General features: G+C 36.7%; 21 protein-coding genes and 1 pseudogene. 5 read left to right on the forward strand and 17 right to left on the reverse strand.

Going from position 1 to position 15,349, the window contains the following annotated elements:
* Positions 1 to 56: 56 nt before the first annotated feature.
* The 6 genes from V7161_RS26775 to V7161_RS26800 all read right to left on the reverse strand — a co-directional run bounded on the left by V7161_RS26775 (position 57) and on the right by V7161_RS26800 (position 5,476).
* Positions 57 to 764, reverse strand: coding sequence for a response regulator (locus V7161_RS26775; protein ID WP_335715846.1), 708 nt, complete (start codon positions 762 to 764; stop codon positions 57 to 59).
* Between the two features lie 2 nt (positions 765 to 766).
* A complete protein-coding gene (gene dcuS / locus V7161_RS26780) occupies positions 767 to 2,362 on the reverse strand; it encodes a DcuS/MalK family sensor histidine kinase (RefSeq protein ID WP_335715847.1) in 1,596 nt (531 codons plus the stop codon).
* A 738-nt stretch (positions 2,363 to 3,100) separates the two neighbouring features.
* Positions 3,101 to 4,096, reverse strand: a complete 996-nt coding sequence (locus V7161_RS26785; RefSeq protein WP_335715848.1) for a PIN domain-containing protein — start codon at positions 4,094 to 4,096, stop codon at positions 3,101 to 3,103.
* A 537-nt stretch (positions 4,097 to 4,633) separates the two neighbouring features.
* A complete protein-coding gene (locus V7161_RS26790; RefSeq protein ID WP_335715849.1) occupies positions 4,634 to 4,882 on the reverse strand; it encodes a hypothetical protein in 249 nt (82 codons plus the stop codon).
* Positions 4,883 to 5,158 carry a hypothetical protein gene (locus V7161_RS26795; protein WP_335715850.1) on the reverse strand — a complete coding sequence of 92 codons (276 nt, stop codon included), beginning with the start codon at positions 5,156 to 5,158 and terminating at the stop codon, positions 4,883 to 4,885. It lies immediately after the preceding gene.
* 84 nt (positions 5,159 to 5,242) lie between these two features.
* The gene (locus V7161_RS26800; RefSeq protein WP_335715851.1) at positions 5,243 to 5,476 is read right to left on the reverse strand and encodes a hypothetical protein; all 234 of its coding nucleotides are present in this window, start codon (positions 5,474 to 5,476) and stop codon (positions 5,243 to 5,245) included.
* Positions 5,477 to 5,620: 144 nt separating this feature from the next.
* Here V7161_RS26800 and V7161_RS26805 point away from each other — a divergent pair, with 144 nt between their 5' ends.
* Complete coding sequence (locus tag V7161_RS26805) at positions 5,621 to 5,827, forward strand: helix-turn-helix transcriptional regulator (protein ID WP_335715852.1); 207 nt, start codon at positions 5,621 to 5,623, stop codon at positions 5,825 to 5,827.
* Positions 5,828 to 6,377: 550 nt separating this feature from the next.
* On the opposite strand, the gene V7161_RS26810 is transcribed toward V7161_RS26805, so the two are convergent.
* Positions 6,378 to 6,716: a YolD-like family protein gene (locus V7161_RS26810; protein WP_335715853.1), complete on the reverse strand. Its 339-nt coding sequence runs from the start codon at positions 6,714 to 6,716 to the stop codon at positions 6,378 to 6,380.
* 315 nt (positions 6,717 to 7,031) lie between these two features.
* Positions 7,032 to 7,178 (reverse strand): hypothetical protein, encoded by a 147-nt coding sequence (locus V7161_RS26815; protein WP_335715854.1) that lies wholly within the window; start codon positions 7,176 to 7,178, stop codon positions 7,032 to 7,034.
* A gap of 683 nt (positions 7,179 to 7,861) precedes the next feature.
* Between V7161_RS26815 and V7161_RS26820 the strand changes: the two genes are divergently transcribed.
* Positions 7,862 to 8,587 (forward strand): HNH endonuclease signature motif containing protein, encoded by a 726-nt coding sequence (locus tag V7161_RS26820; RefSeq protein ID WP_335715855.1) that lies wholly within the window; start codon positions 7,862 to 7,864, stop codon positions 8,585 to 8,587.
* Between the two features lie 72 nt (positions 8,588 to 8,659).
* Here the strand turns inward: V7161_RS26820 and V7161_RS26825 are convergent, their stop codons facing one another.
* The 3 genes from V7161_RS26825 to V7161_RS26835 form a co-directional block, all read right to left on the reverse strand.
* A complete protein-coding gene (locus tag V7161_RS26825; protein WP_335715856.1) occupies positions 8,660 to 9,109 on the reverse strand; it encodes a type II toxin-antitoxin system death-on-curing family toxin in 450 nt (149 codons plus the stop codon).
* Positions 9,110 to 9,133: 24 nt separating this feature from the next.
* A complete protein-coding gene (locus tag V7161_RS26830; protein WP_335715857.1) occupies positions 9,134 to 9,433 on the reverse strand; it encodes an AbrB/MazE/SpoVT family DNA-binding domain-containing protein in 300 nt (99 codons plus the stop codon).
* A gap of 156 nt (positions 9,434 to 9,589) precedes the next feature.
* Positions 9,590 to 9,802, reverse strand: coding sequence for a hypothetical protein (locus V7161_RS26835; protein WP_335715858.1), 213 nt, complete (start codon positions 9,800 to 9,802; stop codon positions 9,590 to 9,592).
* A 177-nt stretch (positions 9,803 to 9,979) separates the two neighbouring features.
* On the opposite strand from V7161_RS26835, the gene V7161_RS26840 reads away from it, so the two are divergent.
* Together V7161_RS26840 and V7161_RS26845 are read left to right on the forward strand one after the other, a co-directional pair.
* Positions 9,980 to 10,234, forward strand: coding sequence for a hypothetical protein (locus V7161_RS26840; protein ID WP_335715859.1), 255 nt, complete (start codon positions 9,980 to 9,982; stop codon positions 10,232 to 10,234).
* 31 nt (positions 10,235 to 10,265) lie between these two features.
* Positions 10,266 to 10,481 carry a hypothetical protein gene (locus V7161_RS26845; RefSeq protein ID WP_335715860.1) on the forward strand — a complete coding sequence of 72 codons (216 nt, stop codon included), beginning with the start codon at positions 10,266 to 10,268 and terminating at the stop codon, positions 10,479 to 10,481.
* A gap of 78 nt (positions 10,482 to 10,559) precedes the next feature.
* Here V7161_RS26845 and V7161_RS26850 read toward each other — a convergent pair whose 3' ends face one another.
* The 5 genes and pseudogenes from V7161_RS26850 to V7161_RS26870 form a co-directional block, all read right to left on the reverse strand.
* Positions 10,560 to 10,931: a DUF2185 domain-containing protein gene (locus tag V7161_RS26850; RefSeq protein WP_335715861.1), complete on the reverse strand. Its 372-nt coding sequence runs from the start codon at positions 10,929 to 10,931 to the stop codon at positions 10,560 to 10,562.
* A gap of 181 nt (positions 10,932 to 11,112) precedes the next feature.
* Positions 11,113 to 11,292, reverse strand: coding sequence for a hypothetical protein (locus V7161_RS26855; protein ID WP_335715862.1), 180 nt, complete (start codon positions 11,290 to 11,292; stop codon positions 11,113 to 11,115).
* Between the two features lie 541 nt (positions 11,293 to 11,833).
* The gene (locus V7161_RS26860) at positions 11,834 to 12,163 is read right to left on the reverse strand and encodes a hypothetical protein (RefSeq protein WP_335715863.1); all 330 of its coding nucleotides are present in this window, start codon (positions 12,161 to 12,163) and stop codon (positions 11,834 to 11,836) included.
* A 266-nt stretch (positions 12,164 to 12,429) separates the two neighbouring features.
* Positions 12,430 to 12,720 (reverse strand): annotated as a pseudogene (locus tag V7161_RS26865) (recombinase family protein); the annotation flags it as partial.
* Between the two features lie 23 nt (positions 12,721 to 12,743).
* Entirely contained in the window at positions 12,744 to 13,313 is a 570-nt protein-coding gene (locus V7161_RS26870) for a recombinase family protein (RefSeq protein WP_335715864.1), read from the reverse strand.
* Positions 13,314 to 13,808: 495 nt separating this feature from the next.
* On the opposite strand from V7161_RS26870, the gene V7161_RS26875 reads away from it, so the two are divergent.
* On the forward strand, positions 13,809 to 14,606 hold the full coding sequence (locus tag V7161_RS26875; RefSeq protein ID WP_335715865.1) for a CAP domain-containing protein: 798 nt from the start codon (positions 13,809 to 13,811) through the stop codon (positions 14,604 to 14,606).
* A 220-nt stretch (positions 14,607 to 14,826) separates the two neighbouring features.
* On the opposite strand, the gene V7161_RS26880 is transcribed toward V7161_RS26875, so the two are convergent.
* Positions 14,827 to 15,072 carry a hypothetical protein gene (locus V7161_RS26880; protein ID WP_335715866.1) on the reverse strand — a complete coding sequence of 82 codons (246 nt, stop codon included), beginning with the start codon at positions 15,070 to 15,072 and terminating at the stop codon, positions 14,827 to 14,829.
* Positions 15,073 to 15,349: the final 277 nt, after the last annotated feature.

Below are 15,349 nucleotides of genomic sequence, written 5' to 3' on the forward strand. Positions count from 1 at the left end.
TGAAAGTTTAATCATTCTTTTTGTAATTAAAAAAAGTAAGCAGTTTCAATAACTGCTTACAAAAAGTTTTTTATTAAGTGTTCTTTAAATTGATTATATTCATGCTGATACACAGGCCTTCCGATGGTTCCATAGATAACCTTGACTTCAAGTATTCCTAAGTCCTTTAAAAAGTTAAGGTACTTTCTTGCTGAAACCCTAGAAATGCCTACCACATTCGCTACTTCCTCAGTGGAAAATGGTCCCTGCTTCAACTCTTGAACCGCATCCCAGATCTGCTTTAAGGTATCCTTCGTTAATCCCTTTGGCAGTTCCTCTGCGATGACGGCCTCTTCTCTATGCAAAAGTAAGTGATCGAGCTCCTGCTGGCTAACTGAATCCTGTTTATCAATGAACCGAGTTTGCTCAAGGTAGGAAGTAAGTGCAGCATTAAACCGTTCAAACTCGAAAGGCTTAATCAAATAGTCGACCACACCATACCTTAATGCCCTCTTAATTCGCTCCAGATCTGAGGCCGCTGAAATGATGATGACATCAATTTCAAGATCATTTTTACGAAGATACGATAACAGTTCCAGTCCCTGCTTTCCCGGCATAAAAATATCCAAAAGTATTAGCTGAATATCATTTTTTCCCAAGCATTGGATAGCTTCAGCGACAGAATTGACTGTTGCAGCTAAACGGAACCCAGCAATTTTAGAAAGGTACTGCTTATTGATTTCCGCTACCATCGGGTCATCTTCAACAATCATTACATTAATCATTTCTATTCATCCTCTGCATTATAAGGTATATATACGGCGAAATTCGTTCCCTTTCCAGGCTTGGACGAAATAATCAGGTCGCCCTCCAGTCTTTCAATTGCCTGTGCCAAAAGATATAATCCGAATCCTCGGTTGTCTCCTTTTGTGGAAAAGCCTTTATCTAGTATTTTGTTTTGGAGGGATTTCGTCATTCCCATTCCTGTGTCTTTAACCTCGACTGTCAAAATATCCTCTGCGTAATCAAGTTTAAGCTCGACTTTTTTAATTGGACAGTCCGCAATTGCCTCCATTGCATTATCGACGAGATTTCCAATGATCGTTATTAACTCATGTGTAATTTCCGAATTTGCAGGCGTGGGAAGTGTATTTGCGCAATCAAATGACAGTAAAGCCCCAGATTCTCTTGCAAAACTTAGCTTACCAATCAGAAATCCGGCAAGAACCGGATCTTGGACTTTTTTTGTTACAAAACCCACTTCCGTTTCACGATGGTTAACGGTTTCGCTCACATAGTTAGCGAGTGTATCGTATTGTTCAGTACGAACCAGACCAAGAATGACATGAAGTTTATTCATGAATTCATGCGCCTGAGCACGGAGAGCATCCGCATAATTGCGCACACCTGTAAGCTGTTCGGCCAAAATTTGAACCTCGGTTTTATCACGGAAAGTAGCGATTGCCCCCACCGGCTGATTTCCCACAATCACCGGTACCCTGTTTACTAAGATGGTCACCCCATGTAGATTCTGTTCTTGATCCATTTCCGATTCACCCGATTCTATAATGCGAGTTAACCGTGTTTCTGGCAAATACTCTTCAACGTTCATCCCTATAGGATTCCCTTCAAGTCCGGCTTTTTTTAAAAGCTTACTGGCTGCCCTGTTTACAAGGGTGATGTTTCCTTCCTGGTCAATGGCTATGATTCCCTCGCGGACAGACTGAAGCATAGAACTGCGCTCTTCAAGCAGCCTGGCAATCGCGAACGGCTCGAGTCCTAAAAGAGTTCTTTTGAGGTATCTCGCTAGGCCCGCTGCACCAACTATCCCAATTAAGATGCCAATGACGGTACCGATTGCCATACCCGTACGGCCTTTATGTACCGCCTTTGTTACACTTTCTAATGAAATCCCTACGGCAACTGCACCGACTTGTTTTCCTTGTGAATTTTTTATTGGAGTAAATGCCCGCATGGATCGACCGAGAGTCCCCTTTGAAATGGACACGTACTCCTTTCCTTTAAGAACTGGCCCTTCATCTCCTCCTGTGAAGTGCTTTCCTACCTTTTCAGGTTTCGGGTGAGATAGACGCATACCTTTCATATCCATCACAACAACGAAGTTAACATTGGTTTTTTTTCTTATTTGATTACTAAAAACTTGTACATTTTTTTTGTTTGCTTTCCCTTCAAGAGCGCCAATCACCTGAGGACTAAGGGCAACCATCTTTGCCACATTCAGGGCTTTTTCTTTCTCTGTTTGTTCCACACTAGAGGTAATTCTTTTGCTTATGATTAAATCAGTTATTCCAAGTGATAAAGCGACGACAATACATACAAATATTATAATAACGGCTTGTAAACTAAGTTTGCCCTTCTTCATAATCTCCTCCGGATATGATCATTTTTATAGTATGGATAAGACTTATTTATAAAATATCTCATAAAAGAGGTTGAAGCAGTTTTTGTAATTAAAAAAAGTCTTTGAGCGGAAGCGATAATTCCATATTTATGAACACAAAAAAAACCACTCCCTATTGTTAGGAAGTGGTTTTTACCAGTTAGTGTTTTATAATAATTCTAAAGCATTAAAAGGCTACCCGATGTTATTACATCATGCCGCCCATTCAACTTCTAATTAAATAAAAGTAAATAGTAACGAAAAATTCAATAATAACGTGGTTTCAATAGATAATGATTAAATTTTTATAATTACTATGTAAAAATTATGCGGACAAATTGCGGACAAATCCGCCTTTAACGAGTGTATTTTTTACGCTCTTTAATTTAATAAACAAAGGGAAGAAAAACGAATAAATGTATTTCTTAAAAAGCCTGATAAAACGGGCTTTTTTTTATCTTTAAATTGAATGGTAAACCATTCTATATGTTTCGTGGTCAAAAAGTGGTCAAGATTACTGTTATTCGTCCCTTCCACATCGATTGAAAAGAAATTAATATGAACGCATACTTGAGGACAAACAAAACTCGACTTGACTTTTTGACAAAATAAAAACCCCGCCTAATGGCGAGGTTGTGGCTGCATGGGCCTAATCACATGTTACGTCTGTTTAAAAACGCTGGACGCTGAGTTCAATAAATATTTGGTGTTTCTTAAAAATCACCCTCTATCATTAACCCAATCTCCAAGATATTCCTCGCCCTCTTCATTGTCGTTAATATTTTCTATAGTAAGATTTATAAATTTATTTTCTTCCGGATTATAAGTACATTCAAAAACAATATCCAAATCATTTGATAAGGGACCATCCACCCCTTGAATAATCGATTCTGCAAACCCTCGCACAATAAAATCTCCAGAAATATACTCAATTGATAAAACCCTTGCTCTTTTAAGTTCTATTCCTGTTACATCAAATTGTGTAAAATATAAGCCAATTTCAATTTCTAAATTACTAAAAATAGGCGGATCATTTAATAACACTAATAGTTCTTCACTAGTCCATTTCTTCTCTCTCAATTTTCCAAGAAGGTCATGGGTTTCTTTGAAACTCTTTAAAAAGTCAGATTGAACTAATGAGTGTGAATCAACAAAAAGTGTAAAACGTTCTGAGTCTGCAGCTAATTCTGGGTGCAACTTTTTATCTTTTGAGCAATAATCTTTTGTATTGGCTGTCACAAATAAACAGTCGTTTAAGTCTTGATTTTCTGCAATACCCACATACGATAACCAAATTATAGCATCTCGAAATTCCTGTTTTTCTTCAGTAAAAGGCTTTATCCGATTAATGGCCCGATTAATTAAGGTTGGTAGAATATCATTACTATAATTTACAATAACGACTGTCCCTTCTTTTTCCAAATCACTAAAAAAGGAATCAAATCGTTTTAAAGCTTCTTCCAATGGTGGAATATATAAATTAATTCTCCTCATATTAGGTATTAGATTAAATGCACCAACAGCATTACTAATGTTTTTAACATGAGTCGTAATAAATTTTTCGTATTGACGTCTTGCTTCCATTAATACAACATTTGAAATATAAATTTTAAAACCGTTTTGTCTACAAATATTAAGCAAAATTTTATTATAAAGACTATTCATAAAAACATCTTTACCATTATGAAATACTGTAGTATCCAGAAATATATTCAATATTTCTCCCCCCAATTTCAACGAAAAAATGATCTTAATATCAAAGTTATCCATATTAGTAATAGGCATTAATTCATTTGTATGTATTTTGGATAATTTAGTAAATTAACTCAAAAAAGCACCATAAAAGGTGCTATTAAATGAGCCTGACGGGACTCGAACCCGTACGCCCGAAGACACAAGATTGCGAGTCAAGCGCGTCTGCCAGTTCCGCCACAGGAATTTAATTTTAACATTAAAGTTAATTTTTGTAAACTATTATTTTGACTCTTTCAAATATTCATATTCATTTTTAACAATACTACCCAATTCGTGCATTAAGAATATCCCTCCTTGACTTTAATTGGTCAGGAAGGATTTTCCTTGTCTGTGCAGAGAGTAGCATTGGTAAGCTAGGGTATGCATTGAAATCAATTCTGGGTAACCAGGATTTGTAATATGTCTAAAATCATGCTTTATAACTCGAATGGAGAAAAGTGTAGCATCTCAAGTTTGAAAATAGACACCAAATGATTACTTTATATATTTTTCATAAAGTTACCGTAAATCTACATGCCGTTTACATTTCATACATTGGTAAAGATTAATTTCCACTTCCCGATGCTTCTTTAATTTTCGGCATGTTTGACAGGAAAGTGTGACATAGCGTCCAGATAAACCATTTACCGCTACACCCGATTGATCATCCACTGCAATTTCATCTTCTTCCTCCTCCAATACACGGCTAAATAATGCATATGTTATGAACACTGTAGTAACCCCTGAGAAAAAACTTACCCAATTCATTTAACCATCCTCCCTGCCGTTTAATAGATAAACTAGCTCCCCTGCACCGTTATTAACGAGGATTACTCTATATGAGGTTTGGGTGCAGTACTCTTTCTGCAATCTGTCCACCAGTCCCGCATTGTTTAAACTTATTTCGATTAGCAGTCCTGCCAAAGTGGTCGGCTTCATGTTGCAGGCTGTGGCTAGTCGGTTCAACTTGAATGCTTCCTTATTCGTAAGCGACAGGTTCACTCGATTAATTTTCTTTGCGCCTAACCCCTTCCCTTCTATCAAAACGCAAGGCCCCTTTCCAATCGTCATGACAATTGACAATGTCAACCGTGTTACACTGTAACGAAATACCTGTGAGAGAAGAGGCTACTCCGTTTTCAGTATTAGCGGAGTCCCTTTCGTGACGAATGCGGTATGATCAGCTGGTGATTGAACAGTTTTTTTTTCGGATTTTATAAACTTCCGCTGCCGCATATCCTTCTCGATCAGCCTCTTGACATAACCAGAGAAATTTACACCTTCAATCCGTTCCAGATACGCTTTATCCTGGTCATTCATAACATTGAACGAAACAGACTTTATAACTTTGTTTTTGCTCATTGTGGCACCTCCATTCAGCATGTTTAATAGATGATATGACCGCTAAAACCATAATATGAAATTAAATTTACCTTTTTCACCAATTAAATTTCCTAAAGGGAAAATTTCAATGATAGAGAATAATTAAGACAGGTGGTGCATAATATGATAAGTCGCATAGGAGAATTAATAATTAATAGTGGGTTAAAGAAATCGTTTATTGCTGATAAATTAGAAGTGAGCGTGAAGCAATTACGCAATTATGAGACGGGCCACAGTTTAATTCCAATAGATAAGGCATTCGTATTAGCTGAATTATTAAACGTCAAGATAGAAGATTTGTACGAGCGTGAAAATGGCCCTACCAATTAAAAGGAGGGCCTAGTACTGATTTTTTATAACAAACTGTAGGGGGAAACACTTGAACGATCTACTTGAAGCAAAGTTAACAATAGCCGCATTAAAGTTCAACTGCTCGATTTAGCTGGCGAACTAATTGCCGATGACGTATCAGATAAAGAGTACGCAATTAGCAGAATAATGAAAGTAGTGGAATATATAGATGAATATGATGTGAAGGTAAGTGATATAAACTTATCACATTAATGGAATATGCCAGAAATAATGGTATGACTGCTAACCTATTGCCTAATTTAGCAATACTTTCAATGGTAATGCCGGCAATAACCATGATTTTTTTAATACATATAGTCGGAGTTGGTTTCATAATCATTTCTGTTTAATATAAAACAGTAACTGCTGCAACATTCTCCAAAGCCGCATTAATGATTATGACAGCCTTACCTCAAACTGAAGCTGCCGCGGCAAACTAATCTGCCTCTATAACGGAAGCGAATTCGGTGTATAGATAAAAATAAAAAACGCCAACCTCATCTAGGGCTGACGTTTTCTTAATATTCGTTTAGTCCACTACCTTTACTCCCACAACACTTTCAAATGCAACCCGCTCTAATTCACCAGGCTTTACTTCAATAAGAAGCTCATGCCTATTAGGTTCCACATAATGAACTCGGCCATTAACGTCGTGAGTAAATCCTTCATCCCATACAGTCAGTTTTACCGAGTGACCGTATTCCTTAGCATAAATTATGCGTAGATCGAATTCCTCGGTTTCATGCTCGTCTAATAATGGCTTTGCGTGCCGTTCAGAATCCTGCCAAAAGTCACGCTGTGTCTTCGCTAATTCTGGTAACTGGAATGCTGCTTGCCATTTCATCATCCCTCGATCTCTTATCGCCATATAATCGCCCCCTTTACGAATATTATATACGAACATACATTCTATATGTAAACAAAAAAAGAACGACAAAATTAGGCCTTAAAGCTTACATTCTGGACATATGTACGCTGAACCCTTTTAGGCTCCGCATTAATCGCATTTGACCGTGTCTTCCCATTCGTTCTTCTTCACACACTCAAAGGGAATTCGAAGAAGTCACTTTTTGATTAGATTTGGATCAAAGCCCCCCAGCATAGCAAAAAATTAGCAACCATCCCAGTAATAAACGAGAAGCAGGATGACAGTTAAAAAGTTTCTCATAATGAAAACCTCCTGTTATTTTCGAGTAATACCTGTATCACTGCGTTTGGCACGCCATTCTCCACCTTTATTTCGTGAACGTTCTAACCCATAAGTAGGTCCGGATTTTACAATTGGGGATTTTCCCATTCCACCAAACGTTCCATCTGCATATTTACCCATTCTTTTCACCTCCATGAGAAGAGCATAACCCCTTTATTTTCTTCTCATTCAAAGCACATTAACCACTTTCAGACGGGAACGCTTAGCGACCTAGCCTCCCCGTAGAAAAAAATTTTTTTTCTGGACTTAAGCCTCCCTATCAAACTTTGTAATGACTTCATTAATGGAATTGAAGTGGTTGTGCTTACCACACTTTGAATTAACTCTCCATATTAATCTTCAATAGCGGTTTTATTTAGTTGGAAACATTCTCAGCGTAAAAAAGAAAGAAAAGCTGCCACAATGTCAGCTTTTTGTTATGTATGTGCAATTTGTTGAGTCAATCACTTTTTTAACGGTAGATTCCGTTTGGATGAAAATAGTGCATCCAATTTTTCACCTTTTTAAACTGTTTATCATCCATAACAAATGATCTTACTTCAATTCCAAAGAGATGCTTGTGAAAAGCTTTAAATTGTTCACAACCTCTAAAAAAGTTCAATTGCGGCTTCTTGCCCCATTTTTGATGTCGTACCAACCACAATAAAGCTCGTGTAAATAGGACTTTTTCTCAACTTACAGACCGCTTTTTTCTCATTTATCATTTTGTATGTTTTGTACACCAGTGTTTTCCATTTAGGTTTATGAACGAGGTAATGTGTCAATACTTGATTGAAAATGATCTGATGTAAGGTGAAAAATAAATGAACCAAGAAAAAACTATGCATCCATATGAATTGCTGAAAGAAACAAATGAACGGTTATATTTTATCTTTCAAGATTATTTAAACGGCAAAAGAGAATTAAATCAGTGGGAGAAAAGAGACATTAACCGAGTATTTGGAAAAATGCCTTTCCGGTATTGTTGGAAATGTAAAAACCTTTTAAATAGGAATGCTTTCAATACCAGTTCAATGGCGTGTAAAAAATGCCAGCGTGAATATGCCAAAACTAGGAATTATGAAAAAAAGATTAAAACAGATCCTGACCCTATAACCGTTTTTAAATATCAAAAGGTTGTAGATAGAGCAGCAGGTATAAACAGCAGGGCGCAAAGAGAAGGTTTGCCTTATAATCTCACCAAACATAGTGTTGAATTGATGTTGAATCATTTTTTAAATGATAAAGGCGTTTTATGCTGCGCTTATTGTAATAAAGAATTGTTTGAATCGGAGGATGTTGAAATAGATCATTTCATTCCTGTTTGTTTAGGCATTAAAGGTAGTACCGAAGACAATATTGTGCCATCTTGTAAACCATGCAATGCTCTGAAACGAGATCACACATTCACAGAATGGATAACGATGATGGAGGCCATATTGGATGCACCTGTCAATAAGGAGTCATTTTGGAAGCTGGACTCTTATTTAAGACGATATGACAAAGGCGCTTTCGATGAAATCAATTACCAAGAGTCCATTTTTATTTAATCCAGCCCCTTTTTTGGGGCTTTTTATATTTTTGCAAAGAAAAAAGCCAACCCATTTGGATCAGCTATGTATCTAGTATTCTTCTTCCTCAATGGGAGCTACAAAATCAGCAAGATCTGCTGCAATTCTTCTAGCAACACCATTTCCTTTATAGGAATCATCATCAGCTACCAAAACGGTGTATTCTTCCGCTTCTTCTGGTGTCATGGTGAGTTCGTATCCATTGATTTGTAAAAATGTCGTTAAAACAGCAAGGGCAGTCCTTTTATTTCCGTTATGAAAGATATGGTCTTTACAAACAGAATGAAAGTATGCCCCTGCTTTTTCTAATAATGTGGGATATTGCGGCTCGCCAAAATAATCGGTTTGCGGTCTTTTCAAACATGAATCGAATCGGTCTGGATACTTAATTCCAGCTTGTTCGCTATCATCTGTCAATTCCATTATGGCAAAATGAATCAATTCTAGTTCTTCGGCTGTAAAATATTGAATTTCCTCTTCATAATAGTATTCTTCGTTCATTGTTCAGTTCCTTTTGCTCTAGAATTAGCGATTTTTCAAATTTCTGAATGTTTGGTCATATTTAGAAAAAGCTTTCCCCAAAGCTTTCATGACTTCTGGGCGGACACCTTTTGGCATGCCCATAACTTGAACCGGCTTAATAATGATTTCCTTAGTTTCTTCATTAATAGAGAATTCAAATTCATCTCCACGCTCGATTTTGAAAAGATCAACAAATTCAGCCGGAATGCCAATTCCTAAGCTGTTTCCCATACGAGCTACTCGGCGAGTTCTTCTGATATGACTATCCCTTTTTTCTTCTCTAGTCATTTCTTTAACCACCATTCCTGTTAAACTCCTTCCCATCTTTGACAGAAAGTATTATTTATATACCCATCTGTCATTATTGTTATTACTGTAAGTACAATTATAACACTAGAACTTGTCCCGAAAAGGAAAAAATCATTCGACAGTTCTCGCGAGTATTGCCAATAGGGCTTATTAATCCCCGTTTTTTCTCTCCTTTTCTAATATGTTATCTAATATTTTTACGGATTCATCGAAGTGGTCTGTATTGTCGTCATTGGTTTGATAATCATCATAGTAAGAATCATCTTGAAATAGATCAGCAAGGAAAAAAATAATCCCAAACAAAATGATGACAAAAATCGCTGCTTTAATCCCATTATGATTTCCTTTCTTTCTTCCACGCACAATCGACCAGCCCCTCTCTATTCTTCCATTATAGTTTATTCCTGAAATTACCAAAAAGGTTTTTTTCCTTCTTTTCTCAATTAAAAGGAAACAAGTCGAGGGACGACCTTCGAGAAAAGAGGAATGTAAACATGCAAAAGGACTACACACCTCAATCTGTGAGCTAGTTGATCTCTTATGCTTACATCATTAGCGACACCTGGGAAATCAATGACTACTTTTTTTGAACTGATGGATGTTTCAGTGGCGGTCAATGCAATGTGTTCAGCAGAGCAAAGGCTTTTCGTTACTTTATGGGGACACGGATACAGCACAAATGACCTTGCGGATACATTTGGAATAGCAGAAAACGCGGTACGACAAAAGAAAAAGCGTATCACAAGCAAGATAGCCCGCTATTTGAATGGAGAGTTGAGCAAATTATCGGACTAACAGCGAAATATAGAGGGGGTTATTTGCAGGAATGCAAAATTCCATAAAGACAACATTTCTTCATGAAGGCTACGAAGCTGCATGGGATAGCATGAAAAAATTTATAGACGATCGCTACCCTTACGGCAAAGTGGAGAGGATTTATGTTTTTGAGAAATCTATAGTGACATTAAAAATAGCAACTATCGTGCCGAATACTGCCTCTTTTATTATCTATTTTATTTTACCTTTCCTTGAACTATCCTAACCCGTTTGTTCAATAAGAAAAGAGTTGCCGCAGCAACTCCTTGTTGAACTCTTGCACCCTTAGTTGAAGAACTGCATTTTAATCTTCTGGTTGTTCCCACTCTTCATCAAGGACGAGTTTCCCCTCTTCATCACGGATATATGCCGTACCTGGAGGGGAACTAAGAAACGGAATTATTTCGTTATCGTAATTACATATTGTATTAACTTGAAAAACTGAATGGTTCTCAGAGTTACCCATATATTCATCACTCTCATCACCAGCAAGAAATCTCCAACCACTATCTGGATTTCCGTTTTGATATAATTCTTCTCTATACATAAATCCAACTTTGCAACCATCAACCGTTATTCTATCAGAAGCAATGCAACCTTCTTCAGAGTGGATTAATCGTATAATCTTGTCACCTGGTATGTAGAATTTTTTTGCCTTCTTTTTAAAACTAAACATTTCCTCACTCCTGTTCCACTTCATCTAAATTCGACCTTGAGGAAAGTATTTCCTTCTTCAAGTAACCTGCCCCGTTACTTCAATAACAAAATAAGACCGCCGCAGCGATCACCTTCTTTAACTCTTGCACCCGTTAGTTTAAGTACATTTCTTCACAAACTTAGAAAGATATACATATTTTCTAATGTTTGTCTGTTCCTTTTTTACCTTTATAGAAAACTAAAGTTGAACCAATAATTATACAAATAAGTCCACCTAAACCCTTCGTTATCATTGGTAGTTCTTCTTTAAAAAAGAATTCACTTATACCCAAAAATATAATAATTAACCATCCTAAGACGTTTATTTTGTTAAGTTTCATTCCAACACCTCCATAAATAGAAACTCTATCCGTTCTTCAACTCTACTGCCCCGTTAGCCATCCATGAATCGCTGTGAACAGCAGTTGAAGAACATTATTCACAAACCTTCCTAAAATGTCTGCTGAAGCTAAGCATACTTTATAGTAAAACACAGTAATTAACTTTACTGTGTTTTTTCAAGTTTTTTTGTTTCTGAATAAACACAATAGATGACAATAGAAAACAGTAATAATGGAAATATTATGAGACCATGATTGTATTTTGCTGAGTGTGTTGCATATAAACCATATAAATAAATGGACATCCAAGATCCACAACAGATTGATATAACACTAACCAAAAAATTCACTAATAACCCCCCAAAAAAATTACATTTTTATCCTTTCTTTGAAAATTCTATACAGAATGAGAAATTCCTCTTTTCTTCAACTAAACTGCCAGTTAGTTGAAGAAGGAAAATTAAAAAAGCCTGGAATAGATCCAGGTTTTTTCTTCCTCAAAAAGCACTCGTTAGTAAAAAGTAGCGAGTTATACTTATTTTCATTGTACTTTAGTAAAAAAGAAACCTGTCCCATTTTTTTGTGGAACAAACCCTTGTTGAGCTGAACTATTTTCCACCATATTTTGCTCTTCTACTGATATATTCGTGGTAACATTTTTTCCTTCAGCTATATTTCCTTCTCTACGATTTTGCTCTTCTACTGATATAACTCTGTATTGATCTCCGTTATTAGTGGCTGTTTGTTCAACTTTTACTTTTGATTGTTCAGTTTGTGCAAATACCTTTGTACTTTGCAGGTCCTTCGCAAAACCGATTGATAATGCTAAAGCACCAGCAAACCCTATGGCTAAAACTAATTTCCCTTTCATATAAAAACCTCCTTACAGGTTCGAGTTTGTACTAATAACATATTTTACCACACCTAAAACTATGTTACTGTAAAAATTTGTTATTAAACTAAACTGCCCCGTTAGTTGAATAAGGCAAGCCAATTGCAACCACAACTTGATCATTTATTCATGCAACTGTAATTACAATTAAAACATTTAAAGTGATAGTCGTTATAACAGTTGATGTAATTAAAAAATCGACCATTATGGCCGACTCATTTTACTTGTATTCGTTTTTCATTCGCTCAGCTGCATCCTGTTCGTTTCTTTGCCCTGATAAGCGTGCTTTTACTTATGCCTGTGATATTTTCCACTTGCATGTAGGAGTTGCTTTCAAGGAGTTTCAATGCATGCTCGATTTGGGCTTTTTTAAACTTCCTCGGGCGACCTTCTCTAAAATCTTCACGCTGCTTAGCTAATGCTTTCCCTTCCTGGGTTCGTTCCACAATCATATTTCTTTCCATTTCCGCTACCGCTAACATAGTTTGAAGGAAGAACCGCCCCATGGTTGTGTTTTCGAGTAAACCTACAGTCAATAGGCTCATGTTTGCTTCATGGCTTATTGTTCTAATACCTTTGACTTAGCATAAATCGTTGATCGTGGCACGCCTGTTTGTTTAGAAATATCATTCACACTCAAACCGTTCTTTTCTCGTTCTGCAAAAAGCTTTATGGCCCTTTTAATTTCCTTGGTGTCCTGCCCTTTCCGTCCTAAGTGCTTTCCTTGCACTTTGGCCCTTTCTCTTCCTTCCTTAGTACGTTCACTGATTAAATCTCTTTCAAATTCTGCAATAGCACCCAACATTGTGAACATTAATTTTCCTGCAGCAGTGGTGAAGTCAATTTGTTCTTTGATGAATACCACACCGATATTTTTTTCTAACAGGTCATGGACAATATTTTGTAAATCTCTCGTTGATCTGGCCAAGCGGTCAATTTTATAAACGACTAGTTTATCACCTGACCTTAAATACTCCAATGTTTTTTTGAGTTCAGGTCGCCCGGTATTCTTGCCGCTTTTCTTTTCATGAAAAATCTTGGTGCAACCATACTTCTCTAACCGTTCAACTTGCAAGGAATAATCCTGATCAAAGGTGCTTACTCTTGCATATCCAACTAGTTCACCCATTTTTTTATTCCTCCCGTCTAAAAGATATATAACTTTCCGTACGTTTATTATAGACTAACTTCTAGACACAAAACAAGTAAGAAAAGACAGAAAAAAACAGATTCTTTCCCAGTGTTCAAAACTTACAACTTTTAGACACTATTAAACAGTCGGTTTTTAGACTCCAAAAAAGTTAGCTGAAATTCAAAAAGGAATTTTCTCTTTTTTCTGGATAAAGGAGAAGGAAGACGGGGGGCAGTTTAGGAGAGTATGGAAATTATTAAATGTTGATTAATAATTCCACCAATTTCTTTTATCCAGAGCAACTTCAAGTGTTCCTCTTTCACCTCAGAAAATAGTTAGGACAATATTTTCTTTCTAGGAGTTAGTCAGGCTTAACCGCCGTTTCTGATTACGAGAATGAACAAAAATGGACTTATACCATTGGGCAAACGGACAAGCCTCCTCCTTTTTTCTTCATAAAATATTCCATATCTTAAAAGGAGTGATTAAATATTGACCAATAATGAAAACCAAGAACCTTATCGAACACCACTTGCCAACGGTTGCCCACCTCCGACAACAATCGGCACTTGTGCTAACTTAACTAACCAAGCATTTTTACCTTGTCAGGATCCAGAAATAGATAGGTTGGGACCAGAAGAAGCCATTCGACGATATACAAATCTTCTTCGTACCAATCTCAATATGGCAGACAATATGAATAGACCAATGCTTGTAGCTGATCAAGGTTTAACTATCGGTGCAAGAGCTAAAGCAAACGAAATGGTACAATATAATTATTTCGGACACATTTTTCAAGGTAGAGATGCAATTGGTTTGGCAACTCAATTAAGGCAAACTAACACAAATATTTGGACAAACTGTATTGGCGAAAATCTACACAGATATTACTCAACACCTTACGAAATTTTTGCAGGCTGGTTTTGTAGTATAGGACATTTTAACAATATGACTAATCCTCGATTTGATAGAGTAGGTATTGCTTTTGCACCAAGTAATCAAGAACCAGATCGCAATAAATGGGTGATGTGGCTTGCTTCGTCTAGCGATCAATTTGGTTGTAATCAACCAGTAACACCTCGATGGGAACTCCAAGGTGATAAATGGTACTATTTTTGTAATTGCCTTCAGCCAGGCCAGAATGGATATTGGACAGATCGGCTAAGTGATGGCAACTGGTACTGGTTAGATAATACTGGAGCTTGGACAGGATGGAAATATGACGGTGATAGAATGTGCAACGGTACTTCATGTTACAGATGGAATGGTACTGGATGGGTACCTGCATAGCAGCCACGTACAGTACAAAAATAGGTCCCTTTTAGTTAGGTCCTGAAGGTGCTTGCTTAAGCTTGTAATAAAACCAATAGCCAGTGCTTTTACTCATATTGCTTTTGCCCCGAATTCCCCATGATCTCTCACCCTTATTTTATATTCGTTTGCCTGTATATCAATTAAGAAATGCGATTTCGCGTTTCTTATTTTTTAGGGATATAAACCCTTAGTGGAACTATATGTTTTGTTTTTTCATTGCAATAAAAAAGTTTATTTCTGATAGTTTTGCAATAGTAAATGATGGTAAAGGAAAATTTACACCATTATCCAAAGAACAATTTATAGACCTTCTTAAAAACGGAATGGACTCGTTAATCGGATACACACTGCCAGAAGCTCCTCCATTTCCTATACGAATTTTTTTTGTTCCGACTATTGTCTTTCTAAAATTTTTTTCCTCCAACTTCAGTACGTCGTCCATTATTTCCAATCACCTTTTCTATTATCTCTGAGAATGGAAAGACATTTCAGGGTATCCATCGTTAGACAAAAAGAAAAAGCGGACCCATTTCGGTCCGCTTAATCGTTCAAACTGGGTAACTTTTTTTACAATCATGATCTATTTTTACGTTTTTTTATTGCTTTTGTTGGAACGGATACTGTGTTTATCACAATCACAGTCTTGATCTGCAGGTTGCTGATTCGTTTGTTGCGTTGGTGGCTGCATTGTTGGTGGCTACATTGTTGGTGGCTGCATT

Source organism: Neobacillus drentensis (assembly GCF_036965425.1).
In the GTDB taxonomy this organism is placed as follows: domain Bacteria; phylum Bacillota; class Bacilli; order Bacillales; family Cytobacillaceae; genus Neobacillus; species Neobacillus drentensis_F.